Annotated in this window: 15 protein-coding genes and 1 pseudogene; 4 read left to right on the top strand and 12 right to left on the bottom strand. The window is 69.9% G+C overall.

Annotated features, from left to right (window positions below; genetic code table 11):
• Nucleotides 1-152 precede the first annotated feature (152 nt).
• Nucleotides 153-1,124, bottom strand: a complete 972-nt coding sequence (locus OG392_RS36860; protein ID WP_329286859.1) for an oxidoreductase — start codon at nt 1,122-1,124, stop codon at nt 153-155.
• 91 nt (nt 1,125-1,215) lie between these two features.
• On the opposite strand from OG392_RS36860, the gene OG392_RS36855 reads away from it, so the two are divergent.
• A complete protein-coding gene (locus OG392_RS36855) occupies nt 1,216-1,638 on the top strand; it encodes a MerR family transcriptional regulator (RefSeq protein ID WP_443055037.1) in 423 nt (140 codons plus the stop codon).
• Between the two features lie 257 nt (nt 1,639-1,895).
• Here OG392_RS36855 and OG392_RS36850 read toward each other — a convergent pair whose 3' ends face one another.
• Nucleotides 1,896-2,831, bottom strand: coding sequence for a hypothetical protein (locus OG392_RS36850; RefSeq protein WP_329286855.1), 936 nt, complete (start codon nt 2,829-2,831; stop codon nt 1,896-1,898).
• 510 nt (nt 2,832-3,341) lie between these two features.
• The gene (locus OG392_RS36845) at nt 3,342-3,758 is read right to left on the bottom strand and encodes a hypothetical protein (protein WP_329286853.1); all 417 of its coding nucleotides are present in this window, start codon (nt 3,756-3,758) and stop codon (nt 3,342-3,344) included.
• 417 nt (nt 3,759-4,175) lie between these two features.
• Between OG392_RS36845 and OG392_RS36840 the strand changes: the two genes are divergently transcribed.
• Nucleotides 4,176-4,796, top strand: a complete 621-nt coding sequence (locus tag OG392_RS36840; protein ID WP_329286851.1) for a DUF6328 family protein — start codon at nt 4,176-4,178, stop codon at nt 4,794-4,796.
• A 91-nt stretch (nt 4,797-4,887) separates the two neighbouring features.
• On the opposite strand, the gene OG392_RS36835 is transcribed toward OG392_RS36840, so the two are convergent.
• Complete coding sequence (locus OG392_RS36835; protein WP_329286849.1) at nt 4,888-5,094, bottom strand: hypothetical protein; 207 nt, start codon at nt 5,092-5,094, stop codon at nt 4,888-4,890.
• Between the two features lie 1,204 nt (nt 5,095-6,298).
• On the opposite strand from OG392_RS36835, the gene OG392_RS36830 reads away from it, so the two are divergent.
• Complete coding sequence (locus tag OG392_RS36830; RefSeq protein WP_329286848.1) at nt 6,299-6,532, top strand: hypothetical protein; 234 nt, start codon at nt 6,299-6,301, stop codon at nt 6,530-6,532.
• Nucleotides 6,533-7,500: 968 nt separating this feature from the next.
• On the opposite strand, the gene OG392_RS36825 is transcribed toward OG392_RS36830, so the two are convergent.
• The 7 genes and pseudogenes from OG392_RS36825 to OG392_RS36795 all read right to left on the bottom strand — a co-directional run bounded on the left by OG392_RS36825 (nt 7,501) and on the right by OG392_RS36795 (nt 12,865).
• Nucleotides 7,501-7,848, bottom strand: a complete 348-nt coding sequence (locus OG392_RS36825; RefSeq protein WP_329286847.1) for a PRC-barrel domain-containing protein — start codon at nt 7,846-7,848, stop codon at nt 7,501-7,503.
• Between the two features lie 721 nt (nt 7,849-8,569).
• On the bottom strand, nt 8,570-9,778 hold the full coding sequence (locus OG392_RS36820) for an MFS transporter (RefSeq protein WP_329286846.1): 1,209 nt from the start codon (nt 9,776-9,778) through the stop codon (nt 8,570-8,572).
• A gap of 38 nt (nt 9,779-9,816) precedes the next feature.
• On the bottom strand, nt 9,817-10,377 hold the full coding sequence (locus OG392_RS36815) for a Chromate resistance protein ChrB (protein WP_329286844.1): 561 nt from the start codon (nt 10,375-10,377) through the stop codon (nt 9,817-9,819).
• Nucleotides 10,378-10,941: 564 nt separating this feature from the next.
• Nucleotides 10,942-11,292 (bottom strand): PRC-barrel domain containing protein, encoded by a 351-nt coding sequence (locus OG392_RS36810; RefSeq protein ID WP_329286842.1) that lies wholly within the window; start codon nt 11,290-11,292, stop codon nt 10,942-10,944.
• A 19-nt stretch (nt 11,293-11,311) separates the two neighbouring features.
• The gene (locus OG392_RS36805) at nt 11,312-11,713 is read right to left on the bottom strand and encodes an SsgA family sporulation/cell division regulator (protein WP_329286841.1); all 402 of its coding nucleotides are present in this window, start codon (nt 11,711-11,713) and stop codon (nt 11,312-11,314) included.
• Nucleotides 11,714-11,807: 94 nt separating this feature from the next.
• Nucleotides 11,808-12,542 (bottom strand): annotated as a pseudogene (locus tag OG392_RS36800) (DDE-type integrase/transposase/recombinase); the annotation flags it as partial.
• A gap of 50 nt (nt 12,543-12,592) precedes the next feature.
• Nucleotides 12,593-12,865, bottom strand: a complete 273-nt coding sequence (locus OG392_RS36795; protein WP_329286839.1) for a DUF3253 domain-containing protein — start codon at nt 12,863-12,865, stop codon at nt 12,593-12,595.
• A gap of 1,375 nt (nt 12,866-14,240) precedes the next feature.
• On the opposite strand from OG392_RS36795, the gene OG392_RS36785 reads away from it, so the two are divergent.
• A protein-coding gene (locus OG392_RS36785) for an IS5 family transposase (RefSeq protein WP_443055124.1) occupies nt 14,241-15,145 on the top strand; the annotation gives its coding sequence in 2 pieces (ribosomal slippage) (nt 14,241-14,589 and nt 14,589-15,145; 906 coding nt in all).
• On the opposite strand, the gene OG392_RS36780 is transcribed toward OG392_RS36785, so the two are convergent.
• Nucleotides 15,097-15,843, bottom strand: coding sequence for a hypothetical protein (locus OG392_RS36780; RefSeq protein ID WP_329287678.1), 747 nt, complete (start codon nt 15,841-15,843; stop codon nt 15,097-15,099). The two genes, OG392_RS36785 and OG392_RS36780, sit on opposite strands and share 49 nt — an antisense overlap.
• Between the last annotated feature and the right edge of the window lie 48 nt (nt 15,844-15,891).

Raw genomic sequence — 15,891 nt, 5'->3', positions numbered from 1 at the left:
GCACCGCCCGAAAAAGGCCTCGAGTCTTCACAGCGGCCCGGTCGCCACCGACGGGTTCAAGAGCGGACAGTGTCCTGGTCGGCCAGCTGCCGACGGCTCCACCGGCGCTACGAGCGCAAGGCCGAACGGCGGGGTGTGGGCGGAGCGCGTCCTCATCGGGTGATCGGAGTGGTGCCGGTCGCCGCGAGGGACAGTTCCCAGAGGCGTGCGGCGGAGTCGGCGGCGACGGCGTACGCGCGGACGCCGCCGTCGTCCATGGGCTGCCCGGGGGCGGAGAGGTGCGCGACGTCGCAGTCCTCCAGATAGAGCCCTCCACGTGTGCCGAGGAGGGGCGAGGTAGCCGCCCAGAGGCCCGTGGCGGCGCCCTGGGAGGGGGTCTTGAACCCGGCGCCGATGACGTTGCCGTGCTCGTCCACCCACCCGCGGTCGATCTGTTCCCGCAGGCTCATCTCCCGTTGGAGCCCGGTGATGATCTTTCCGGGGTGGAGGGCGAAGGCTCGTACGCCGTCGTGGCGTCCGAGGGTGTCGAGGTGGACGGCGAACAGGGAGTTGGCGGTCTTGGCCTGCCCGTAGGCCAGCCACTTGTCGTAGCCGGTCCGCAAGTGCGGGTCCTGCCAGCGGATGTCGCTCAGGACGTGCCCGGCGGAGCTGTTGACGACGACACGCGCGCCGTCCGCAGCGGCCAGCAGCAAGTACAGCTCGCAGGTGAGTACGAAGTGGCCGAAGTGGTTGGCAGCCAGCTGGCTTTCCCAGCCGGGCCCTACGCGCCGCTCCGGGGTGGCCATGACGCCCGCGACGGCCATCAGGATGTCGAGGCGGTCGATCCGGTGGCTGATCTGTGCAACAGCGGCGCGCACGCTGTGGAGGTCGGTCAGGTCCATGGCGAGGACTTCGGCCCCTTCCACGTCCTGAAGGACCGTGCGAGCCGTGTCAGGGCGGCGGGCGGGGACGATGACGCGGGCGCCGGCGGCCGCCAGACGTCGGGTGGTCTCCAGCCCGAGTCCGGAGTAACCCCCGGTCACCAGGGCCGTCTTGCCGCAGAGGCGGTGACCGGCCATGACGTCTTCGGCGGTGGTGGTGGCGGAGAAGGGAGAGCCGAGCGGATGCTGATCGGGAGAGGTCATGCCGCTGACGCTACGATCTAGAGAACGGTCTAGATCAAGTCCTCGACTGTGCGACACGGGTGGCATGGGTGGTACGGGTGGTACGGGTGGCATGAGATCCGCTGGGACTCATGGGGATTTGCTGAGCATCGGCGAAGTCGCCGCGCGGACCGGACTCAGCGTGCACGCCCTGCGCTTCTACGAGCGTGAGGCCCTGCTGGCCGGACCGGTCCGCCGCACGCCTGGAGGCCGGCGGCAGTACACCGCGTCCGACGTGGACTGGCTGTTGATCTGCGTCAGGCTCCGGGCCTCCGGTATGCCGCTCGCCGACCTCAAGCGGTTCGCCGAACTGGTGCGGCAGGGTCCCGGCAACGAGACCCAACGCCTGGACCTGCTGGACACGCACCGCCAACGCGTCGACGCGCAGATCCAGGCGCTGGAAGAGTGCCGGTCCCTCATCGCCTGGAAAGCCGGTGTCTACGCCGAGCACCTCGCCCGCGGAGAGGCCGCCGGGCTCTGGGACCCCACCGCCTGAGACGTCACGCGGCAGAATCTCGTCGGGGGCGTACGCGTACCGTCTCCGGCGGGGAGGTCATGGTCGGGGCTGTGGCGGGCGGGGCCGACGGCGTAGCGCTCGTACTCGGCGCGCAGGCCGGCCTCCGCGTCACCGTGGTCGGCGGCCGCGCGGGCCAGACGGCGCGCGGCGGTACGGGTCCAGGTACGGACGGCGCGGGGGCCGGGGAGCCGGAAGAGGTTCCTGTGCGCAGGCAAGGGGTGTACTTCTCACGTCGATCAGGTGACGCTGTCCAGTGCCGTGGCCAGCGCCGTGTGCAGTTGCGCGTAGAGGGGGGCGAGGTGGCGCAGTTGCGCCGCTGCGGTCGCGTCGTCCCCGCGCACCAGCGGATACTGCAGGCCGCCCAGGATCCTGGCCTGGCGCTGCGCGATGGAGGCCGCGTGCGACAGCCCGAGCTCTTGCAGGCACGTCGCCGCGTCGTTCAGACGCCGTGCTCCTACGCGGACACCGAAGGCGGTGAGCAACGTGCGGATGCCGGGAGGTGTGCCCCGGGCGACCAGGTCGGCGAGCGCCTCGACGGCGGCGGTCCCGCCCAGCGAACCGGGAGGCATGGGCAGCTCACGGCCGGCCAGCCACCGCTCGGCCTGTGGAAGCGACTGCCGCAGCGCGACGGCGGGAGTGATCCGAACATGGCGCGCGAAGCCGGCCCGCAGGACGAACGGGGCATCGGTGTAACTGACCGCCCTCGCCTCCCATGCGGAGAGGAAAGCCTGTGCGGGCAGCATCGCGTAGGGGTGGCCGTGAGGGTCGTGGAGTTCGACGGTGTCCTGGTCGGCGGCGAGTACCACGACGTAGTGGTCACCGCCGTCGGCGTTCGGTGTGCCGGGCTGGTACAGCAGCAGGCCCATGTCCACCGGCCCGACCAGGACCGGCCCGCGCGAGCAGGCGGTCCGCAGCCGGTCCAGTGCCTCGGCCGGCGTCCCGCCGTCGCTGCGCTCACAGGTCCAGCCCAGCAATGCGATGGCCGCGTCGAGGCCGGTCTCGGGGTCCCAGCCGTAGGGATCGAACAGGGGCAGGGAACCGCCGATGAGCTGGGCGCCGAACGGTGAACCGGTCAACGTCTCGATGACCGCCGTGGTGGGAGACTCCCCACCCAGCATCATGGACAGCGAGTTCGTGTAGCAGTACGGGCCGGATCCGATATAGCCGAGCACAAGGAACCCTTCTAAGAGACAGAGGTGATCACCACCGGCGGATCGCCCGGGCGGGCTGATCATCGGGGCAGTTGGAGGGGCGGGGCGGGGTGAGGTGGTGGGGTGGGTGGTGGGGCCAGCCAACGCCCTCACACACTGTCAGGGTCAACTCCCCACCCGGGCCTTCCCCCGGTCACCACCACACGCCCCACCGGGAGTCTCGGCGCTGCCCGGGCCACACACCGAAGCCGGACACGTCCACCCGTACCCGGCAGAGCGCATCACTTGTGCGCCGACATCCGGCATGGCGGGACTATCCCCCGCGCGAGCGGGGAGCACCCCGTGGCGCCCATCCTCGGTCTGCGCCAGCGGTATCACCCCACTCAGAGAACCGGCTTATCTGGCGTGGCCCCGTACTTCGCAGAGCCGGCTGACGCGTCCTTCATGACCCACGGGAAGTCAAAATCCGTCAGCTGGCCCGGCTCACCAGCTCGTGGTGTGCGCACGTGAGCATGCGCATACTGGGCGCGGTCAGCGTTTGACTCGGTCGCGGACCGCGAGGGCGGCGAAGCCGAGGAGGACGGGCTCGGTCAGCCGGGAGGTCATCTCGGCGTAAGTGCCGACGGTGGTCAGGTTCTGACCGGAGGAGCGGAAGACCACCGAGTTCACCACCACACGCAGGCTCTTCTCGAACCGCTTGGCCGACAGCCGCTTCAGGAGGGATCCGGAGGGGTTGACGGCGTCGGGGGTGTCAGTGACCAGGCGGACGTGGTGCGGTGCCCCGGCGAACGAGGGCGAGCCCTGAGCCAGCAGGGCTGCGGAACCCGGAGCCTTCAACGGATCCGGCGACAGTCTCGCACCGTGCCGCTGCCAACAGCGCCCCACCCGGTCCACCCGCCCCACCCGGTCCACCCGGTCCACCCGGTCCACCCGGTCCACCAAGAGCATCGCCGCATGCTGCCACGCCGGACCGAGGAGGACGTCCCCTCATCATGCGGACCGATACCCCAGCACCCGGGCCGCATACGACGCCCCGCACGTCCCGGGCTCCCGGCCGCGTGCCCGATGTGCCCGATGCGCCCCCGATTCCGGCAGGCCGCGTGTTGATGGCGTGCGGGCGGTGTGCATGGGGTCCCGTCGCCGGGGCACACGGACGCAGAGCGAGAGGGCGCCCGCCCGCCACGCGATCCACGTTCCTCCGCCCGGCACCCGGCACGGTGCCCGGGGTGAGGTCTCCTGACGTGCCCCGAGGCACGACGGCGTCCGGCCCGACGCGCTGCTCTCCGCGTCGTGCACCCGTGACTCGGAGGAGCGGGGATCACGGCGTGTGTGCGCCCCTGGTCCACATTCCCGAGGAGGATCTTCATGGACGAGCGACACGGCGTCTCCGCGCCGGAGGGCCAGCAGGGCAGGCAGGCCGAGCAGCGACAGCGCGGCGGACAACCGGAACGCGGCGAGCACGGTGAGCAGCACGCAAAGGAGCGCAGAGACCCCGCGGCGGAGCGGGACGCCGATGGGGACGGGCGGGCCGAGACCGGGGAAGAGCGCGCGGACCGGCGCTGGCAGGAGCTTCTCCAGGAGATACGGGTCGCCCAGACCGGCGTCCAGATCCTTCTCGGCTTCCTCCTGACAGTGGTGTTCACTCCGCTCTTCCACGATCTGGAGCAGACCGACAAGACGATCTACCTCGTCACCGTCGTGCTCGGCTCGCTGGCCACAGGCGCACTGATAGGCCCCGTCTCCGTCCACCGGATCGTCTCCGGACGGCAGGTCAAGCCCGAAGCCGTCGTCTGGGCATCCCGCCTCACCTTCGCGGGGATCCTGCTCCTCCTCGCGACGCTCACGTCCGCGTTGTTCCTCGTTCTGAGGGTGGCCACGCACGACCCCTACGTGCCCTGGCTGGTCTCCGGTGTCCTCCTCTGGTACCTGCTCTGCTGGTTCGCCCTGCCCCTGTGGGTCCGTACGCACTACGCCAGCGGAACCTGACCCCACACCCGTACGAACCGGTGCCCATCCACGGCGGCGGGACTGCTGCCGAGACCCGCCGCCGGCGTTGCCATCGTGCATCCGAGCCGGTTCACGAGGCCTGTGTCCTTCTGCGGCGCACGATTCCCATCCCGATCGCAGGACAGGTCAGAACTCCCGCGGGGGTGCCGAACGCGGCTGCGGGTGCCGCACCGGTCACGGTCATGACGGCCGCCATGACCGTGTAGAGGCCCTCGAAGGCGAGGACGAAGTTTCTCCACGGGTGCGGGGAATGGGTGACGCTGGCTTCTTCGGACATGGTTCTCCTCCCCCAACCTGGTGGGGGCCGCACTCCACGGCCCCCAGGCCGGCCGTGTTGGCGCCAGCGGCCGCGCACCCCGCCGTTGCCAGGAATCCGGTCGACGGCCCGACGGCCGCCTCACAGGCCGCTCCGAATCGACGTCGGCGTAGAGGCTTGGCGGCGCCCTGCGCCGCCCCTGCCACATCGCGGTTCCCCAGACCGCGCCCGATTCGACGACGTCGAGGGCGTCACCCACGGAGCGAGCCCGTCGAACATGTTGCCAAAGCTCAACTGTCCGCTGAGGTGGATGCGGTTGACGGGGTCACCCTCGGCGTAGAGGCAAGGGCTGTTCGCCTGGCCGGAGGGGGCCCGCTGGTTGAAGCGGCGGAGATGTGGGCCGAAACGGCGGGCCTGGAAGTGGTACAGGCCGGCGGGCGTCCCGGCAGCCGCCGTCGAGCCGGCCGGGCCGCGAAACCTTCCCGGAGGCCGCCGCCCGCCCGCCGCGAAAGCCGTAGCAATACGTGTGGTCTTGGTACCGGTGTCATCGACGAGGCCACGACACGCCGAGCACACTGGTCAGGTAGCAGCAGGACTTCCCCGATCGTCATGGAGCTGCGGGTGCCCTCGCGTTCCCCGTTGAATTCCCCGTCGACCCACCGGTGGCCTTGGCGGACAGGCTGGGCGGCTCGCTGTGGAATAAGGTCTCCGCAAGCCCGATGCGCGCGCTCGCTCGATCGGTCGGTCGGTCGGTCGGTCGGTCGGTCGGTCGGTCGGTCGGTCGGTCGGTGGAGCCGTACCGGCCGTCGGCGTATTCACGACCCATCCGGTGAGGCCTCGCGGCGTACCCGGGGTAAGGTCGCGCCCCGGGTGAGGGGCGGTCCATGAGCCCGAGAGGGGCGTCGCCGACTGACTCCTCGGGGGATCGGTGGCGTCCCCGGGCCGGGGCAGTGATCACGGCGGCGCGGTCCGGCCCGCCCGCCGGCCCGTGCCGGGGCAGACCTGTTCCTCGCGGGCCCCGTCTGGGATGCTGACGGCCAGGCTCGACGGGGGACAGACGGTGTATACGGAAGTGATGGCGCGGACCGTGGTGGAACCGGCCGTACTCACGCTGGTTCAGCGATACCCACGTGGCAGACGGTTCTCCACGACGGTCAGCTGCGGCGGGGACGGCTTCAGCATGTGCGCCCACGTACAGGCGCAGTGGGCAACGGAGCCCGGGCAGGTGAAGATCGCGCTGGCCTGCTGGGTCGTCAACCTGGACACTGCGCGCTATCTCGGTGACAGCCCACCGACCAGGCAGGAAAAGCTCCTGCCACCGGAAGGCACAGCAGCCTGGGACGAGGAACTGACCGGCCGGGTGATCAGTCACCTCGCGGCTCGAATGAACGCCCTTGCCCCCGCGCTGCCCACCGGCGACGGACACCTCACCATCACTGTGCCCCTCACCCTGACGTAACCCGGCCGAGGGGTGGCGGAGAGATCAGCCGGCTACGCAGGAGAATCGGAACCGCTTGGACTGCGGGGCGCAGTTGCTGACGGTGCCCTTGTTGATCCTGTCCGGCGACCATCCCTACGGGTGCGGGGAGCAGACTTCCTGAGCCGCAGTTTTGCCGCAGCCTCGGTCCTGTCTGAACCACTCTCACCGAAACCGGCAAACGGGCCATACATCTTGTCCGGGCGTGTCGAACTGGGATCTGGGTGGCGTGGAGAGTCTGCGTACGCAAGTTCGACCTGCTCGGGAGCCTGGATACTGACTCGGGAGCAGCGCATGGATGCTCACGCCCCGCGTCGTGAGGTTGGATGATCTCAGTGATCGCACGGCCTGTGGGACGGGGCGGCCGGGGCGACTACCCTGCGATGACGAGCCCGCGTTGGGGGGCTGCCTGCGCGAGGCTTGGCCGCCGCCACGAGGGTGGCCTCGATGATGTCCAGCACTCGCCATGCGCGCGCCTGGTTCTCTCTTTACGTCGGCGGGCCGCTGAGCCTCGTCGTTGCCGCTGCTGCAGTGGACGCGTAGTTGCCCGGGTTGATCGGGCCTCAGCCGCCGGGCGGGGTGCGGCTGGCCTGTTCGAGAGGCCGTGCGGGTGACGACGTCCGGGTCACGGAAATCCCTTCCGGCCGCTTGGCGGTAGTTACTGAGAATTGATGACCGCCGGACGACGAGGGGGTGGCAATCCCGGACCCGGCCGATGACCGGAACAACCGCAACGAGCTCCTCCTCGCGTGAGCCACGTAGCTCAGCCGACGGTGACCGTCCGGCTGGGGCTCATGACCTCGCGTCTTTGACCTACAAGCAACGCTCAGCAGACCCAAATGCTTTCGCAACCGCCCGCAGCAGCGGCACCACCGAGTCACCGTGCAACGCGTGCGACTGGACACCGCGCAAGGTCACATCCTGCCGAGTCGGCGCGGCTCCGAAGGGGCTCAGTGGCCCGGGCCGTAGTACCCGCCGAGCTGGTCGCGATAGGCAGGGTCGCCCAGGTGCTTCTCCTTGTCGAACTCCGGCGCGTTCTTGATCTGCTCCTTGGTGAGCGAGACGAGGATCCGCCGCTCCTCGTTGTCGATGGCCGTCACGGTGCTGGCGGGCAGCAGAACTTCCTTGCCGAAGATCCATACGCCGGTGTCGACGACGATGTACTGGTTGGCGACCTCGTCGGAATGCTTGTCGACCTTGCCGATCTGACCATCGGCGGCCTCGACCTTGTACCCCGTGAGGTCACTGTCCGGGCCGTGACCAGCGGTCGGAACGTAGCTCCACATGTCGTTGTTCATACAGGACTCCTTCATCGATACCTGTAGTGCGGAATGTGAGGTCGTGCTCGAGCAGCGAGTGCCCGCCAAGCACTCATCCATGCCAAGGACATGACCTCCGTCGAATCTAGAAGTGGTCGGTGCCCTGAGATGGGAAGCGGGCCCGCCCGGCGTTCGGCGGCACAGACGACTACCCGCAGAAGCCGGGATCGCCGTGGTCTCGGGAAGGGGCACAGCGGCGGTCGCGTTCGTCGCGGTCGCGCCGTTGACGGGCCTGTCGTTCGGAGGTGGCTGCGCAGGCGGCGGATGCCCGGGCACGGCGGGCGCGAAGGCGGCATTCCGGCCCTCAGCCTTCCTGCCTGCCTCGATGTGACCAGCCGGTCCGTCGCAGCCGTGTACGTACAGCACCTGCTGGTGGCCTACCGGCCGCAGGGGGTACGCGTGTGGCTGGCAGCCGCTGTGCGAAGGTCCTGGTCATTACCTGGTCATCACGGACAGGAAACCACCGCGGACGCCCGACGGCACCGGGGCTCTCGGCGCGGCCAGCGTCCACCGGCAGTCGGCCCGGCTCGGCGGCACCGCACGGCTGAGGCGTCCGGAGAGTTCGGCATGGCCATCGTCGGATGCCTGCACCAGGCCCTGGCGGATGCCCGCAGGCAGGACCCCGCCCCTCTCTTCCCCTTCGACGCCTTCGCGCCCGCGCAGGGGCCGCACCAGAAGTGCCCGGCAGAACACCCCGCGCCTACGACCTGCTGCTCCGTGAGGGGGGCCGGGCCTTGGCCTGTGGCTCAGCCGTTCTATGGCGCTGCTGGGCTGCTTCGCCGTTTGCGGGGGCCCAGTGCCAGAGCCAGCAAGGGGCCTGCTGCCAGCAACCGGCCAGGGCCGCGTAGCCGAGGCTGAGGGTGGAAACGGTGGCGACAGCGGCGACGAGGAGGGGGCCGCCGGCGTCGCCGAGTTCACGTCCCAGTTCGGCCGATCCCATGGTCTGGCCCATGCGCTCTTCGGGAGTGGAAGCGGCAAGTGCGGCGAAGCCGAGCGGGGTGATCAGGCCGGTGCCGGTTCCGATGAGAGCGGAGGCGAGCAGAACTCCGGCCAGTCCGGGCAGCGCGGCAGCCGCGAGTCCGGCAGCCGTGATGAGCAGTCCGGTGAGCAGTCCGGTGCGGGTGGTCAGCCGACCGGCGTCGAGGGCGCGGCCCGCCTTGGGCTGGACGATGGCGGCGGTAGCGGCAAGGACGGAGACGGCGGCACCGGTGGCGACGGTACCGAGGCCTGCTGCGGCTCCGGAGACGGGCAGGAAGCCCACTCCGACGGAGAGTGCGGCGGTGGCTGCGGCGAGCGCGGCGGTGGGTGCGAGGAAGGAGCGGTAGGCCAGACGGCGGGCGAGGTCGGCGACGGTCTGGCGCTGGCGGGGCAGTGGCGGTACGGCGGGCACGGCGAGAACCGCCCACAGGGCGACGGCGGCCGCGCACAGAGCCATGACCGTGAACAGCAGGCGCAGGCCGCCTGCCCACACCAGTACGCCGCCCAGGAGGGGGCCGAGGGTGTAGCCGATGGACTTGTAGAAGCCGTAGGAGCCGAAAGCCCGTCCGCGCTTGGCGGCCGGGTTGAGGCGGGCGACCAGGGTGGAGGCTGAGGGGGAGAACGCGGAGGCCGCGGCGCCCTGGCCGAGGCGGGCGGCCCACAGCCAACCGGGGCTGTCGGCGACCGCGTACAGCGCGGAGGCCCCGGCGAAGGCGATGAGTCCGCCCAGGAGTACCGGTTTGCCGCCGATACGGTCGGCGAGCGAGCCGAAAACGGGCTTGAGGAGGACCTCGGCGCCGTCGTACAGGGCGAGTAGTCCGCCCAGGACGAGGAGGGAGGTGACGGCGTCCTCGGAGAAGCCGCCCAGGTTGGCGGCGATGCCGTGGGCGCCGAAAGCGGTGGTGAACCCGGCGGCGTACAAGGGCCACATGGCCGCTCCCGGTGCGGCCGGGCCTATGGGCTCTGGGGTCACGATGCGGCCTCGTCGGTGGAGTGCAGGGCGGAGAAGACGCGCTCGGAGTAGTGCTCGCAGACGGCGGTGCAGTGTTTGAGCCGTGCGGCGGCCTCAGCAGCCTCGGGGGCGCCGAAGACGTCCCGGGCGGTCAGGTCGCGGTGCCAGCGGCGCAGCCTCTCCAGGGACTGCTCCTCTTCTTCCAGCTCGGCCAGGGTGAACTTGCCGATCCGGATCTCTTTGGCGATCTCCTCCTCGAACTTGCCGCAGTCGGCGAGGAACTCGGTCCAGTCGGCGGAGCGGGCGGCGGTGAACATGTCCCGGAGACGGGCCGCGTCCTGCTCGGAGCGGCCGGATGCCTGCAGCGCCACGGCCTGGCCGCCGGCGGACTCGGTGAGTTCGAGGGCGCGCTGTACTCCCCCGGTGAAGACGGGCACCTCCGGCACCGCCCAGATGCCCTGACCCAGCGAGAGGGCGCCGATCCTGCGCAGCTCCCGCCACACTGCGACGCGGTGCCGGGACGGTTCAGCGGGGAGCTTGATCACCAGGATCAGCCACCGGACAGCCTGCTCGTTCATCACGAAGATTAATGTAGCAGGCGTTACATACCTGTCAGTGACACGAGGACCGCGGAAATGGTCCGGACTTCGTCGGCCGTCGCAGCCCGGGGAGACGAAGGACGCCCGGGCCAGGACTCGCCCTTACGGCGAGGCCCGTGAGGACCCTCGGACGGAACCTGTCGGGCCAGGTGTCCACCACCCGCACGGGGCCAGCTGGAGCGCGGACCGAAGCACACGGACGCCCGTATGTCGTCGGCGACCCCTTTCCGGCGCTCGGCATCCTGACCGGGACGGGTGCGACCGCACCACGGGCGCGTACCCGAACCTCATCGCGACCAAGCTGGCAGCCGACCCGACGCACTTCGGTGCGTGACGCGGGCGTCCGGTAGTGGTGACGGCAGCACCCGGACGGCACGTCACAACAGGGCAGACTTTTCCTGATGCGGCACTGAGTCCTGTCGTCGACTGTCACGCCCACATCAGGGGCGCGAGGTCGGACGAACTCCCACTCGGCATCGGGCAGTTCATGGTGAGGTATCGCGATGCCGCGATCCCCCAGCGGTGATCATTTGAGGACGTTGCCTAGCAAGGCCCGGTTTTCCAGTAGTACTCGGCGATCTCCGCGCGGTACTCCGGGTCTGCACGGTGCTGGTCGGGCAGGTACTGCGGGGCGTCTTCGATCTGCCCCCGGCTCAGGTCGAGCCCGAGCGTGCGTCCGGCAGGGTCGAGGTGCGTCACCGCGCCGGCCGGAATCATGACCTTTCCGAAGATCCATCCGTCGGCCTCCACGACGAGGAACGCCTCGCCGGTCGCATCGGAGTACGCGTCCACTACGCCGACCCGCCCGTCAGCGGCTTCGACCCGCCATCCGGTCAGATCGACGTCGCTCAGGTCTCCGCACGACGGGTTGAAGCCCCACAGGTCGTTCGCCATGGTCGACACGCTCCTTGCTTCAGCGGGCCAGGATCTCGTCGAGCAGCTCGTCGAGATCCATGGACTCCTCGCCTTCGCCGACAACGTCGTACGTCTGACGCAGGAATCCCTTGAGCGCTCTGGCCTCGGCAAAGAGAACCGCATGTCCCTCCCGGGTGTCAGGGGGGCTGCCCAACCCGATGCGGACTTCGTGACCGCCGGCCCCCCGATGAGGGCGGAACGTGACGTCGCCCTCGCCTACGGGCCGACGCAGCCCGTCGGCAAGCATCGTCCGGTCGAACTGCCAGGAGGCCAGGACGGCCAGTCCGTCGAGGAAGTCCGCCTGCACCGCATATGGACGGTCCGCGGAGTAGGCGAATCGAGCGAAGAGGGGCACCGCCCTCTCGCCCGTATCGAGACGCACAGCGATCAGGCTGGACACGCAGGGCATAGGAGGCCTCTCAAATCGGCGAGCACGGCGCACCGACCGCCTGCCCTCTTCTCCTGTGCTCACTCCTCACTGGTGCTCCGGATTCCCGAGCTCTCTTGCCGTTGGTCTGCGGCCGGTAGGGCCGGATGAGCTTGCCGGTCGCGCCGAGGCCGCCCAGGACGTTCTTCCAGGCCAGGCCCTTGCCGTAGGCCCAGGCATTGTCCGTGAGGACGCGTTCGATGCGGTCGATGCGGTCGACGCCCTGGCTGTGGAGGAATGCTGCGGCGCGGATGAGGAAGGCCGCGCAGGTCGCGACCTTCGCATCCGGGTGGATCTCGCTGTAGGCCAGCCGGCTGTGGTCGTCGACCGCGGAGTGGACGTAGTCGAAGCCCATGCCGCGGACCGGGCGGCCCGCGTCGCGGTCCCGCAAGCGGTGCCCGCCGCCGTCGGGGATCCGGCCGAGTCTCTTCACGTCGACGTGGACCAGCTCGCCGGGACGGTCGCGTTCGTAGCGGCGGATCACGGTGCCGGTCGGTCGGTCGAGCCAGGCCAGGCGATTGGGCCGGTGGCGGGTCAGGATCCGGTGGACGGTCGAGGCGGGAAGGCCCAGGATCGGACTGATCCGGGCGGGGCCGAGTTTGCGGGTCCGTCGCAGGTCACAGACGCGGTCTTCCACCACGGCCGGGGTCCGGTGGGGCGTCGTGAGAGGCCGGCTCGACCGGTCGTGCAGGCCGGCCCGCCACCGGCGGATCCACTTGTGGGCCGTGGCCCGGGAGATGCCCATCTCGGCCGCCACACGGGCGACCGAACGGTTTGAGCAGACACCGCGTGCCGGAGCCACCGTGGGACGCTCGGGAACAGGTCGGTCCGAACGCGATCTGGTGTACTCGGTCATCGGGCCCGTCGGATACGGATCGGGCCTCGGGTCTCGCCTGGTGCGACGGGCCGGCCGTGCTGGGTGATCTCCACCTCTCCCCCGTCGACCAGGTGGCGGGCCGCGAGGCGGGCAGGCTCCATCAGGGCGCGCCAGCCGTCGTCGTCCTCTTCGTAGGCGGCGCGTGCCGCGTCCGAAGGACAGATCGACGCGCCGGGAGCACGGCGCTGCAGGAGCCCCAGGATCGTCTGCTCCAGGCGCCGGACCGTCTCCCTCTCGCTTTCCGCCACCTCTCCAGTCTCCACGATCCCCTGAATTCCACGACTGGCCGGCGTCCAGGGCTGACCGGCGCGGGCGACCGGCGACTTCCTCGCGGAGGGGTGGCGCGCGGCTCTCGGGGGCGGCCGTGCTGCCGTGCGGGCCAGTCGGCGTCGCGGTCGGAGAAGGCGGCTGCGACGCTCACGTGGGCTGCCGCTCCGGTGCCCCTCGTATACACGTGGGTGAGCTTGTGTGGGGAACCCGAACGCGACCGCTCCCACACCGATCGTCCTTCATCCCAGGACGAGACATGGCGCAGCCCCAGCAGGACCCGAATCACCGGGAGGGCACGGCGTACGGGGCGCCGACGGCGGGGTGGATGGAGGGGTGGATGGACCTTGGACGCGGCACGCGTTGGCCGAGCGGCTCGCGCAGAGTGCCCAGAAGCCGCTGCGCCAGGTCCGCGGGATCCGCCGGGGACTCCCCCGGCGTGGACGAACCGGGCGCCGAACTCGCCGTCGTAGCCGACGACTCGCCGCCGCGATCGCCGAGGCCGCCCCCACTCCCCTGTTCCACCCCACGCGCTGCGGCCAGGCACGCCCCGCGCCCCTGGGGCCGTCGGTACGAGTCGGGGCTCTCGGCGGGCTCGGGCCGGGCACATCTGCTCGGCTTCGTGAGGCATGGGCAGCAGACCTGGAGGGCCGACGGCTCACCAGCAGTGACGGCCGGCCGCACCTGGCGTGGGGGTGCACGCATGTGGAAGGCGATCGGTCCGTCGCCAACGTGGGGGTCGCGCCCGACGGCGTGTACTACGACAACCTCGACGCCCCTCGGCGGTCACGGTGGTCGAGAGGCATCTGGCGGACCGCGTCCACGCGGACCACCTGCGCGGGTACACCGACATCGCCCCTCCTCAGCAGGCCGCCCTGCCAGCCGTCCTGCCCGCCGTCCTGCGCCCGTACGGGCCCGTCGGGCCGACACGACTACGTCGTCTCAGGCAGGCTCAGGAAGCGGTGTCTGGTGCCGTGCATCCCACAAGTACCCCTAGGGCACCTCTTTTGGATCATCCAGAGCTGCGTAACATCGCCCCTCAGGACTGGGGAGGCGTGAGACATGGGAATCTTCCGAAGGAAGCGCAGTGGGCAGCGGATGCCTCCGCCCGAGCTGGTTGCCGAGGCCAAGGCAAACCCAGGGGGCTGGGTATACGAGATCGACGGGAACATGGTCGATGATCCGAACGGGGCTGTGCCCCCTGAGGCCATCATCGCGGCTTGGCAGGTAGACGCTCGCGGCCGGCTCTCGGGCGGCTACCAGGCAAATCCGAACTACCGGCCCGGGGCGACAGGGCAGTAGCTCGTATGAGACGAGGTGGTACGGCCGTTTCATCCCGGTCGTCGACTCGTTGGTCTGGTCGTGCCGTTGACTGACGCGCAGTGGGCGCGGATCGAGCCGTTGCTCCCGGATCGGACGCCGCGACGGGGTGGCCGGTGGCAGGATCACCGTGAGGTGATCGATGCGATCGCCTGGAAGTTTCAGACCGGATCGCAGTGGGTCCACCTTCCCGAGAAGTACGGAAACTGGCGAGGCGTCTACAACCGGTTGCGGATGTGGGCCGTCGACGGCACCTGGGAGCGGGTGTTCACCGCGCTCATCGCGCAGGCCGACGCTGAGAAGGAACTCAACTGGGTCGTCTCGGTCGACTCGACCGTCGTGCGTGCCCACCAGCACGCGGCCGGAGCCCGCAAAAAGGGGCTCCGACCGGCGAACCTGCGGACCACGCCATCGGCAGATCCCGCGGCGGGCTGACCACGAAGATCCACTTGGCCTCCGACGCCCACTGCCGGCCGCTGGCCTTCGTGCTTACCGCTGGGCAGGCCGGTGACGCGCCCGCCTTTGCTCACGTCATGGCCCGCCTCCGCGTCCCTCGTCGGCGAGGCCGTCCCCGTACCAGGCCGGACGTGGTCCTGGCCGACAAGGCGTACTCCTCCCGCGCGATCCGCGAGCACCTGCGCAAGCGTGGGATCCGGGCGGTCATCCCCGTTCCGGCCGATCAACGCGGCCACCGGCTGCGGCGCGGAAGCCGTGGCGGCAGGCCACCTGCCTTCGACCGCGAGGCGTACAAGCAGCGCAACACCGTCAAGCGCTGCATCAACCGCTTGAAACAGTGGCGGGGCATCGCCACCCGCTACGAGAAGACCGCGGCCATCTACCTGACCGGACTCCACATCGCGGGCATCTTTCTTTGGTCCGCCAGGCCATCGACTCAGGGGCCGGAGCGAAGCGCATCGTCCCAGGCGCCGGGACTGCGGTAGTGGTTTTTGTGCCCCGCGGCGAGTACGTGGTGCAGTTCGGCAAGGTGCCGGGTGTCCGCGGGGAGGTCCAGCAGGTCGAGCAGGTCCAGTGCGGCAGCCGGTTCCAGATCGCCGTAGACGTCGTGGAAGCTTGCCAGGAGGCCGCGGAAAACGGCCGTGTGCAAGGCGGGCAGCCGCATGGCGGTGCGGTATATCGGTTCCTTCACCGTCCAGCGCACCGGGCCCGAGCACTCCAGGACCCGGCGGGCTCGGCGGAGCAGGGCTTCCGATGCCTCGGCGACCACGCGGTCGATGTCATTGCCGAGGGTCTCGGCGAAGGCCGTCGCGGACGTGGTGTGGTCCTCGAACCAGTCCACCCACAGCGAGTAGGTGACGGCCTCGACGTCCCGGTCCGCCTCCAGCCGCTGACGGTAGCCGTCCCACAACACGTCGGTCGGCAGGGGACCTTCCTCATCCTCGTTCGCGAACCGGATCTCGCACGTGACCCAGTACTCGTCGAGGAGGTCCAGCAGCCCGAAAGCCAGCCGCAGCTGGTCGGCCGCGTCCAGGTCTTCGGCAAACACATCACCGGCCCAAGAGTGCGCTAACTGGTTGGCGGTGAGCAACGCGTCTGGCTTCTCGTCGCTCACCCACCCGTCGCACACCTGGCTGACGCCCTGATCAGCCAGCCACTGCCGCGCTGCCTCCTCGGCTTGCATCTCCACTCGGGAAGTATGACAAGCCCCGCAAGATCCAAACGAAACAGC

The sequence above is a fragment of the Streptomyces sp. NBC_00691 genome (genome assembly GCF_036226665.1).
Lineage (GTDB): Bacteria > Actinomycetota > Actinomycetes > Streptomycetales > Streptomycetaceae > Streptomyces.
This window is presented reverse-complemented; position numbering and strand designations above follow the sequence as displayed.